This window comes from Synechococcus sp. EJ6-Ellesmere (assembly GCF_024345875.1).
Taxonomy (GTDB): domain Bacteria; phylum Cyanobacteriota; class Cyanobacteriia; order PCC-6307; family Cyanobiaceae; genus Regnicoccus_A; species Regnicoccus_A antarcticus.
The window spans coordinates 1-8,563 of record NZ_JAGQBY010000134.1 but is presented as its reverse complement, the minus strand read 5'-3'; the positions used below and the strand labels follow the sequence as shown (position 1 = coordinate 8,563).

At 64.7% G+C, this 8,563-nt stretch carries 16 protein-coding genes and 1 pseudogene; 12 read left to right on the top strand and 5 right to left on the bottom strand.

Annotation, left to right across the window (positions count from 1 at the left end; translation table 11 throughout):
- From KBY78_RS13530 to KBY78_RS13520, 3 genes are all read right to left on the bottom strand, one after another.
- The coding region (locus KBY78_RS13530) for a hypothetical protein (protein WP_255144021.1) at positions 1–185 on the bottom strand (185 nt) is incomplete at its 3' end.
- A 3-nt stretch (positions 186–188) separates the two neighbouring features.
- A complete protein-coding gene (locus KBY78_RS13525) occupies positions 189–443 on the bottom strand; it encodes a type II toxin-antitoxin system Phd/YefM family antitoxin (RefSeq protein ID WP_255144020.1) in 255 nt (84 codons plus the stop codon).
- 13 nt (positions 444–456) lie between these two features.
- The gene (locus KBY78_RS13520; RefSeq protein WP_255144019.1) at positions 457–1,227 is read right to left on the bottom strand and encodes a hypothetical protein; all 771 of its coding nucleotides are present in this window, start codon (positions 1,225–1,227) and stop codon (positions 457–459) included.
- Between the two features lie 315 nt (positions 1,228–1,542).
- Here KBY78_RS13520 and KBY78_RS13515 point away from each other — a divergent pair, with 315 nt between their 5' ends.
- Both KBY78_RS13515 and KBY78_RS13510 read left to right on the top strand, forming a co-directional pair.
- Positions 1,543–1,788: a type II toxin-antitoxin system ParD family antitoxin gene (locus tag KBY78_RS13515; protein WP_255144018.1), complete on the top strand. Its 246-nt coding sequence runs from the start codon at positions 1,543–1,545 to the stop codon at positions 1,786–1,788.
- On the top strand, positions 1,785–2,159 hold the full coding sequence (locus KBY78_RS13510) for a type II toxin-antitoxin system RelE/ParE family toxin (RefSeq protein WP_255144017.1): 375 nt from the start codon (positions 1,785–1,787) through the stop codon (positions 2,157–2,159). Before KBY78_RS13515 ends, KBY78_RS13510 begins: the two co-directional genes overlap by 4 nt.
- Before the next feature lie 33 nt (positions 2,160–2,192).
- On the opposite strand, the gene KBY78_RS13505 is transcribed toward KBY78_RS13510, so the two are convergent.
- Positions 2,193–2,486 carry a HigA family addiction module antitoxin gene (locus KBY78_RS13505; protein ID WP_255144016.1) on the bottom strand — a complete coding sequence of 98 codons (294 nt, stop codon included), beginning with the start codon at positions 2,484–2,486 and terminating at the stop codon, positions 2,193–2,195.
- Positions 2,487–2,495: 9 nt separating this feature from the next.
- On the bottom strand, positions 2,496–2,774 hold the full coding sequence (locus tag KBY78_RS13500; RefSeq protein ID WP_255144015.1) for a type II toxin-antitoxin system RelE/ParE family toxin: 279 nt from the start codon (positions 2,772–2,774) through the stop codon (positions 2,496–2,498).
- A gap of 157 nt (positions 2,775–2,931) precedes the next feature.
- Here KBY78_RS13500 and KBY78_RS13495 point away from each other — a divergent pair, with 157 nt between their 5' ends.
- The 10 genes and pseudogenes from KBY78_RS13495 to KBY78_RS13450 form a co-directional block, all read left to right on the top strand.
- On the top strand, positions 2,932–3,474 hold the full coding sequence (locus tag KBY78_RS13495; protein WP_255144014.1) for a WcaF family extracellular polysaccharide biosynthesis acetyltransferase: 543 nt from the start codon (positions 2,932–2,934) through the stop codon (positions 3,472–3,474).
- A 368-nt stretch (positions 3,475–3,842) separates the two neighbouring features.
- Entirely contained in the window at positions 3,843–4,178 is a 336-nt protein-coding gene (locus tag KBY78_RS13490) for a hypothetical protein (protein ID WP_255144013.1), read from the top strand.
- A gap of 104 nt (positions 4,179–4,282) precedes the next feature.
- Entirely contained in the window at positions 4,283–4,576 is a 294-nt protein-coding gene (locus KBY78_RS13485; RefSeq protein WP_255144012.1) for a DUF1778 domain-containing protein, read from the top strand.
- A gap of 5 nt (positions 4,577–4,581) precedes the next feature.
- Positions 4,582–5,097 (top strand): N-acetyltransferase, encoded by a 516-nt coding sequence (locus KBY78_RS13480; RefSeq protein WP_255144011.1) that lies wholly within the window; start codon positions 4,582–4,584, stop codon positions 5,095–5,097.
- Between the two features lie 494 nt (positions 5,098–5,591).
- Positions 5,592–6,371, top strand: a complete 780-nt coding sequence (locus tag KBY78_RS13475; protein WP_255144010.1) for a glycosyltransferase — start codon at positions 5,592–5,594, stop codon at positions 6,369–6,371.
- On the top strand, positions 6,358–6,960 hold the full coding sequence (locus KBY78_RS13470; protein ID WP_255144009.1) for an ElyC/SanA/YdcF family protein: 603 nt from the start codon (positions 6,358–6,360) through the stop codon (positions 6,958–6,960). The genes KBY78_RS13475 and KBY78_RS13470 overlap by 14 nt, the downstream gene beginning before the upstream one ends.
- Positions 6,961–7,009: 49 nt before the next feature.
- On the top strand, positions 7,010–7,135 hold the full coding sequence (locus KBY78_RS13465; protein WP_255144008.1) for a type II toxin-antitoxin system Phd/YefM family antitoxin: 126 nt from the start codon (positions 7,010–7,012) through the stop codon (positions 7,133–7,135).
- 13 nt (positions 7,136–7,148) lie between these two features.
- The gene (locus KBY78_RS13460; protein ID WP_255144007.1) at positions 7,149–7,433 is read left to right on the top strand and encodes a type II toxin-antitoxin system VapC family toxin; all 285 of its coding nucleotides are present in this window, start codon (positions 7,149–7,151) and stop codon (positions 7,431–7,433) included.
- On the top strand, positions 7,430–8,341 hold the full coding sequence (locus KBY78_RS13455; protein ID WP_255144006.1) for a hypothetical protein: 912 nt from the start codon (positions 7,430–7,432) through the stop codon (positions 8,339–8,341). The genes KBY78_RS13460 and KBY78_RS13455 overlap by 4 nt, the downstream gene beginning before the upstream one ends.
- Positions 8,338–8,563 (top strand): annotated as a pseudogene (locus KBY78_RS13450) (hypothetical protein); the annotation flags it as partial. The gene KBY78_RS13455 and the pseudogene KBY78_RS13450, both read left to right, overlap by 4 nt.

Genomic DNA, 8,563 nt, shown 5'->3' with positions numbered 1-8,563 from the left:
CGGTTGGGTTTGCTCTGTAGACGAAGGCCCGCGCAGCGGTAGAGCTCCTCCTGAATAACGGCGCCGGCCTGAGCAGGTGCTGCAGGAGGTTGAGGCCTGGGGCCAGCGCTCGATTTCACCGGCTTTATGGTCACGCTGGCGAGATGCAGATCAGACACCACGTTGGTGTCGAGCAAAAAAAACATGCCCTACAGCTCCACCACAGGTCGGCGGCGGGCACCACCACGGGATGGCACAAGCTCCTCCGTGCGGGCATGCGGGGCCAGCAACGGTTGCTTGAGGCTGGGCCTGGCGGCAGCCTGGAGCCGGTTCCATTGCTCGATGGGCACCAGCACCGCGGCTTCGGTGCCGCGCCGTGACACCACCTGGGGGACTTCCCGCTGGCAGGCGTCGAGCAATTCACTGAAGCGCGCTTTGGCGTGCTGCACAGGCCAAAGCGCCATTTGGATTTACCACCTAACTGTTATCAGCCGCTGATAGATCTCGGTTTTGCCCGGGCAGGGATGCTTTCGGGCCAGCATCCGCGCACAGTGCTAGATCCTCATAGTGCGCGATAAGGCTAGGCCCTTCTGGGAATTCGGTGAGAAAAGCGCAAACAGCTTGCTCATCAGCACCATAGCAACGCGTTTCTTCAAGTTCACTGTAGCCTCTCCCGTACTTTGATCGACTCATTAAGGGCGTCATCTTCTTGGCAGCCTGATGCAAGTCGGCGATTTCAGATGCTGATAGTTCCTCTGTAATCATCTTCAGCCTCAGCAGGGCGCGCGCCACCGCTATTGGCTCCTCGCAGGCTTGCCTGGATTGAATTACTTGCGTATTGGGATTCTGTCTGCACAGCTGAACGGCGACCAGCCAGTCTCTGTAAAACTCAATCAGGTTGGCTGTGATCACGAAGTCTATTTGTTTGGATGAAGTTATCAAGTGTTCAAATGCGATACTTGGACTCGGCAGGATCATCAGGGTGCGGAATTCGAGCTTGCTTAGTAATGTTGCGAGTTTTGGGTTGTGGTGATGGTGCCCCGCTAGCCTGTGTTCGATGAACTGCGTGAACTCTGCGTCAAAAAAGAGCTCTTCCGGGTCGCGGTGTTCGATTTCTGATAGCTGCTTAATTTCTCTGCGACTTTCTCGATAAAGCAGCAGTGCGGCAAGGCAGACCGTGTCTGTGTAGACCCGTCCGGGTGGTCCATTCACGTGGAGGATTCGCCCAAAGGGGTGGAGGATCTGCATGGCGTTGAAGGCTGCCCGAGTCGATGGAGCGATAGACGCGCCCAAGGAAAATAGCACATTTGTACTATTAATCGCAATGTCTTTGTCGCTGGCGTAAGGCTGTGTAGCGGGCCTTCTGCTGTTGCCTTTTCCTTCAGGCCAGTTCAGCGCGGCTCAACAGTTTTTGTCCATCGGTGCGCCGTGCCCCCGCCGTCAGTAAAGACATCCGCGCGGGACGACGTTCGCCCGGGAGTTGTTGCGGCCGCAGATGGCTCAGACCCTTGACACCTCAGTGTGACTGAGTAACACTGAGGTTTGCTTGTGGGTGGTGATTCAGTGGTCGTCAAGAGTTCAGTGTCTCTCCGCGAAGATCAGCATGCCTTTGCCAAAGCGTTGGTGGTCGCTGGTCGCTTCCCATCCGTGAGTGCAGTGCTGCAACAAGGCCTTGACCTGCTGAAGCAGCAGGAGGCTGATGCCCAAGCCGATCGAGCCGCCTTGCAGGTCTTGCTGCAGCAGCGTGCCAATGGGGCATTTGTCTCTGCCGATCAACTGCGGGCCATGTTGGCGGCGCAGCCCCGATGAGCGAGGCTCAGTGGACGGTGGTCTTCGCCGCAGAGGCGATCAACGATCTGCTGTTGATCACTGAGTTCCTCACTCAGTCGTACTGCGGTTTTGGGGAGCCACTGGCTGAGGCCAATCGGCACGCACAGGTGCGCATCGAGGCGATCATCACTGCCGCCGAACAGTTGGCTACCGCTCCCTTCCGCGGAGAATCCCACGATGATCTGCTGCCTGGCCTTCGCCATCTAGCTCTGGATCGTGCTGTCTATTGGTTTCTTCCACGCGATCAACAGCGGCAAATCCAGGTATTGGCCGTGTTCTTTGGTGGCCAAGATCACCAGCGCCGGATGTTGGTCCGCCTGCTGCAAAACCCGCCTGCTGCAAATCAGTGACGAGGTCTGAGCTTGTCTTGTTAGCAGCGGGAGTCAGCAATTCACCAACGGCTGGATGCACTCCAGTTCGTCGGCCAGTTCCGCGCTGGCCACCTCCGTGTCGTGAGCGGCCTGGGCACGCAACCAGTAGCCAGGACTGAGCCCCAACGCACGGCAAAGGCGCAGATCGGTATCAGCGCTGATCGCCCGCTGGCCGGCGACGATTTCACTGATGCGGGAGGCCGGCACGCCAATGGCTTTGGCGAGGCGGTATTGGCTGATGCCGAGAGGGCCGAGGAACTCCTGATCGAGCAGTTCACCGGGAGTGATGGGAGAGAGGCGGTTCATGGTCATGTCTCAGTGGTAGTCAACGATCTCAACGTCTTCCGGGCCGCTGTTGCCCCAGCGGAAGCACAGGCGGAACTGATCGTTGATGCGGATGCTGTGCTGACCAGCACGATCGCCACGCAGCAATTCGAGGCGGTTGCCCGGCGGAACGCGGAGATCCTCCAGGCACTGAGCGATCTCCAGTTGCCGCAGCTTCCGGCGCGCCACGCGCTCGAAGGCCTGGAAGCGAGGAACCGCCCAACCCTTGGCCAGCGTTGCAGTATCGGCGCATCGGAACGACCGGATCATGACTCCACCATAGTTCCGTCTCGCGGAATGGTCAGCTCGCCACGGCTCATGAATCTGTACAGCCTGTACAGATCTATCGAGTAGTTCGCTTGACCGTCCAGGCAGGATCCCACCCCCCTCCACCGAAGATGGCTGATCTCGCTGGCGGCTCCACCTCGTGATCCAGCAGCTCGATCGCTACCGCACCCCGCCCAGCTGGTCTCCGGGTGCACCTCTCCTGGTTCGCAGCCTCTGGTTCGGCCTCGGCTCCCCCCTGCTCAGCGCCCGCTGGCTGCCCGGCTCCGCCTGGCGTGTGGCGCTGCTGCGAGGCTTCGGGGCCCGCATCGGCTCCGGTTGCCGCCTCAAGCCCGGCCTGCGCGTCAAATTCCCCTGGCGCCTGCAGGTGGGCCAATCCTGCTGGCTCGCAGAAGACGCCTGGCTCGACAACCTCGCCCCCATCACCCTCGGCGATCGGGTGTGCCTCTCCCAGGGCACCTACCTCTGCACCGGCAACCACAACTTCCGCTCCCCCGGCTTTGACCTGCGCCTCGGCCCCATCACCATCGGCTCCGATGCCTGGATCGCCGCCCGCGCCGTGCTCGCCCCCGGCACCGTGATCGGCGCCGGCGCCGTGGTGGCCCTCGGCGCTGTGGTGAGCGGGCAGGTGCCCGCAGGCGCCATCGTGCGCGGCAACCCCGCGGTGGTGGTGGGGGAGCGGTAGCAGGGGCCCACCACCACCGCTCCTACGCGCGCACCGGTGTCGATGGTGTTAAGCACGTCGTTGAACGAAAACGAGCTGATCCCGGGTAGGGCTGCAGCCCGTGAGGCAGGCGCCGCGATGGAGAGCCCGGCAGGCAGCATTGGCACCGGCAGCTCGCCTGGCCCAGTCCGCTGGCGGCTCAGAGCGGAGCCGATCCGTGATTCCACGGATGCCCTGGTGGTTCAGCTGTACTATTCTGTTTTCAGTGTTTGGGCTGGCTACGGTGCGTGTTCGCCTTGACCGGCAAGGCTGTTTCGACAGGCAAGGCTGGATCACGGTCTTCGCAGCCCTTCTCCTTGGCCTGATCACCCTTCTTACGAGCTGCAGCCATGTCCACCTCCTGGGAGCCGCTTCCTTCGATCTACCGCAGCAAGCAGGAATTCCTTGCATCGCTGCCGCCGTGGCGACGGCTCTTGCAGAAGCTCAACTGGCATCCAACGATCGATACAAGTGTGCGGCAATACGAGCTCGAGCAGAGGATGCTTCAAGACGAGAAAGAAGACGCGCTGAGGAGGCAAGAAGACGCGCTGATCGAGAGCGATATCGAGCAGCTGAAGAAAGAGAACGCGCGGCTCGAGCAAGCCAACTCCAGGCTCGCGCGCTTCGAGCGGGAGCACTTGTCTGGCTCGATCCCACCCCCCTCCACCGGCGATTCCTTCAGCTGATCGCCACCGAGCTCGCCGATCTGGCCGGCGGTTCCCCCGCATGAGCCACCAGCTCGTTGCTGGCGCCAGCCGTACAGTGTCCGTACGTTTCAGGGGTAGCCGCCTTGACCGGTACCAAGCACCAAGGCCTCCGTCTGGCCAAAACCAGTCGGATCGAGTTGCGGGCCACAGAACACGACCGCGACCTGCTGGATCGGGCTGCTGCGGCCCTCGGTACCGACCGCAGTTCCTTTCTGCTCGCCCAGGGGCGCCTCGCGGCCCAGCGGGTGCTGGCCGACAGGGAGCAGTTCGTGCTCGATGACGACGGCCAGCGGGAATGGGAGCTGATCAACAGCCGCCCAGCCCGCAGCCTGCCGGGTCTGGCACGGCTGCTGGAGCGGCCCTCGCCATTCGGTTGAACGGCATGGGCCGCTACCAACCGCCAGAGCTGTTGGCGGCTCGTCACCAGCTCACAGGCTTCCGCTGCCGCTCCCAGGAGCAGACCGCCTGGCTGGTGGATGTGTCCCGGCAGGCCCATGGAGCTGGCACCACCCGCGTTTTTGTCGTCACTGAGCCTGGTCAACCTCAGGTTGGTGCCTTTTACGCCTGGTGCATGGCGAGCGTGGCGATTGCTGAACTGCCGGAGCGTCTGCGCCGTGGCGCCGGCCGCTACCCCCAGCCCATCGCGCTGCTGGCTCGCCTGGGGGTCGACGAACGCCATCAAGGCCAGGGCCTCGGTGCGGCTCTGCTGCTGGATGTGATCACCCGAGTGGCCAGCCTCAGCGATGCCATCGGCTGCCGTGGCTTACTGGTCCACGCCGAATCCGAGCAGGCCCGTGGCTTCTACGAGCACCTGATCCCGGAGTTCGAGCGTTCACCCACCGATCCCTTGCATCTGCTGCTGCTGCTCAAAGACATCCGCCGCACGCTGCGGCGCTGAAGCCGCTGGCGGCGACAGCGTTGAGGCTGCACCACTGGGCAGGTGCCATGGGCCCTCGCCCAGACATAGAGCGGCTGAAGAAAGAGAACGCGCGGCTCGCGCAGATCAACTCCAGGCTCGCGCGCTTCGAGCGGGAGCACTTGTCTGGCTCGATCCCACCCCCCTCCACAGACGATTTCTCCAGCTGATCGCCACAGAGCTCGCTGATCTCGCCGGCGGTTCCCCCTTGTGATCCAGCAGCTCGATCGCTACGGCACCCCGTCCGATGCTGGCTGGCAGAAGACCCCTGGATCGCCGCCCGCGCCGTGCTCGGCCCCGGCGCCGTGCGCGCTGGCGCCATCGTGCGCGGAAACCCGGCGGTGGTGGCGGGGCAGCGCTGAGTGTTCAGCGTCGTCCCGCGATCCGTTGCGTCGAGATCCACCCCCCGTCCTCAGCTGCGATGCTCTGGTGGCTTTGCGGCTGTGAGCACACCCTCGAACACCTGTTTGGTCTGAGTGAGCCAGCCCAGCTCCGCCCCGCGACTGTTGATCGTGGTGCCCACCCTCAACTCCCACGCCTTGCTGGCAAGGCTGCTGGACTCCCTCCAGGCACAGACCTGGCCCCACTGGCGGCTGCTGTTTGTCGATGGGCCCTCTGGCTCAAAGCACCGCCAGTGGCTGGAGCGTTGCTGCAACGCCGAGTCCCGCTGCCGCTGGCTGCGGCAGGACCCCGCCGAACCGGGGATCTTCGGCGCCATGAACCAGGGCTTTGCCGCCGCCGGACCCCATGAGTGGCTGCTGTTCTGGGGCAGCGACGACTGGGCCGCAGCCGAGGACGTGTTCGAGCGGGCCATGGCGGCCCTTGCTGCGGTGCCGGATCTGCTGGTGTGCCGAGGCCGCTACGTGAGTTCAGCTCCGGGAGATGCCACCCCGGGAAGGTCCACGGCCTTTCGCTGGCGCGGCTCCTACCGGCGATCGCTGTTCCTGGGGTCCACGCCACCCCACCAGGCCACGTTGATTGGGCCCGGCGCCCGCCAGCGGCTGGCCCGCTATGCCCCGGGCTTTCGCCTCTCCGCTGACCTCGATTACTTCCTGCAGCTCTCCCGCTGGCCCGAGCTGCGGGTGCAGGTGCTCGACCTGGAACTGGTCCACATGGCGCCAGGTGGCGTCAGCGGCGTGCAGCATCGCCGCCGCCTGCAGGAAGTGCGCCATGCCTATCGGCGGGCCTTCGGCTGGCGCTGGCCTGTCCCGTTCCTGATGCGCTATCTGCAGAGGATCATCAGTGCGCTGCCGTGAGCCCGCTGCTCTGGTCGCCATCGCGGCGGCCGGCGTCTGGCTGAGCTGGCCCTGGCTGGCGCCACGGCTGTGGCCTGCCGCTGGCGGTGAGGCGATCGTGGTGTTCGCCGAAGATCCGCGCCGCACCGTGGCCGCCCTCGATCTCTGGCAGCAGGATCCCTCCCGGCAGCTCGTGATCCAGGGCTTTCCCTCCCTACAGGGCATCGCCCGCCGGCAACTGGCTGCCCGCCAACCGGGGCCGGCGGCGATGGCACGGGTCACCACGCTCACCTGCGGCGTCGATACGGTTGGGCAGCTCACCTGTCTGGCGGACTGGATCCGCCGCCGCCGCCAGACCCTGGCCCTTGGGCAGGTGACGCTGGTGAGCGATCGGGCTCACCTGCCCAGGGTCCTGGCCATCGCTGAGATCGTGCTGGGCGGCGCGGGGATCCGGGTTCAGGGTCTGGGGGTGCCGATCGACGAACCCGCCGAGCATCCTCTGCGCCGGCTGCGGGATCAGTGGCGCGCGCAGGTCTGGCGAGCGACGGGCTGGGATGGTCGCCCAGCGTTCCTGCAGCGCCAGCCCTTGCTGCTTCACCAAGGGCAGTGAACGATCTGGTCCACGGGTGGACTAACTTGACTCCAGTGGCGCCCATGAAATGCGCGTTGTGAATGTCCATGAGGCCAAAACCCACTTCTCACGGCTGATCGATGCGGCTCATGCCGGCGAGACGATCCTGGTGGCCAAGGAGGAGCTGCAGGCCATCGAGACCTCCTCGCTGTGATCCAGATCAGCGGGTGTATGTGAGCTCGGCGTCGGCCTGGGAGATCGCCACCAAGCATCGCCTGGGTCGGTTGCCATCCGCCGAAGTCCTGATGCAGGAGGGATGGAACCTGCTGCAGGCTCAGGGATTCGTTTCCCTTCCAGTGAGCTGGCGTCATGGCCTGCGGGCCGGCAGCTATGCCCTGGCTCACCGTGATCCTTTCGATCGGTTGCTTGCCGCTCAGGCGGAACTCGACGACCTCACCCTGGTCACCGACGATCCCGCCCTGGCGGCTTTTCCCTGCCGCAGTCTGTGGTGAGCGGGCCGCCCACCCTGGTGCTCTTCGGGGCTGGCAGCCTCTGCGGTGAGGCGCTGATCGAGCAGCTTTCGCTTGGCACGCCCTGGTTGGGCCTGGGGCGCCGCCAACCCCCAGGCACAGCGGGCCATCAGTGGCGTCTGTGTGATCTGAGCGACCTCAGCCCAGAGGGCCTGGCGGCCGCAGCCTCTGCTCTGCCGCCGGGTCCCCAGATCTGGATCGCCTTCGCCCACATCTGGCTGATGGCACCCTTTCTCGAGGCCCTGCTGGCCAGGCAGCCGCAGGCTCTGGCTGGTCTGCGCGGGGTGGTGGCCTGTTCCTCTTCGAGCGTGATCACCAAGCGGTTCGCAGCCAACCGCTTCGATCGTGAGCTGGTGCAGCGTCTCAACAAGGCCCAGCAGCAGCTTCTGGACACCTGCCTGCGCCTGAGCGTGCCGGCCCGCATCCTTGCGCCCACCCTGATTCACGGCCGCACCGAGCACCACGCCGACCGCAATGTGGAAGCTCTCCGCCGCCTGCTGCGGCGACTGCCGCTGCTTCCCCTTCCCGCCCAAACGGGTCTGCGCCAGCCGATCGCTGCGGCGGATCTGGCGGCCGTGGCGCTGGAGCAGGGACGGGCGATGCTCACAGGTGCAGCGGACTCGGTAGTGCTGCCTCTGGGGGGGGATGAAACGCTGAGTTATCGCGACCTGTTGGAGCGCATTCAGGCGGGTGATCCTCGTGCGGCTTACTGCCGGCTGCTGGCTCTGCCCACGCCGCTGTTTCAATGGCTGGCCTCACCCCTGCTGCTGGTGTCGCCGAAAACCTTCGAGGCGGTGTTGCGCTTGAGCGCGGACCTGGCGGGTTTCACCTGCGTCGCCGATCTGCTGGGGCGTCCGCCTCAGCCATTGCGTGTGCAGCCCCCTCGATGAGCGAGCCGCTCACCACTCCCTGGATCAGCGTGCCGCTGGCGGCGTTCGCCAGCTGGCTGCTCCTACTCGTTCTGATTCCGCTGCTGCGCCGCGGCCTGCTGGATCAGCCGAATGCCCGCAGTTCTCACAGTGTGCCCACGCCTCGTGGCGGTGGAGTGGCCTTTGGGCCGGCGAGCGCTCTTTGGGGCTGGCCGTTGATTCCCCTGCTTTGCGCACCCTTGG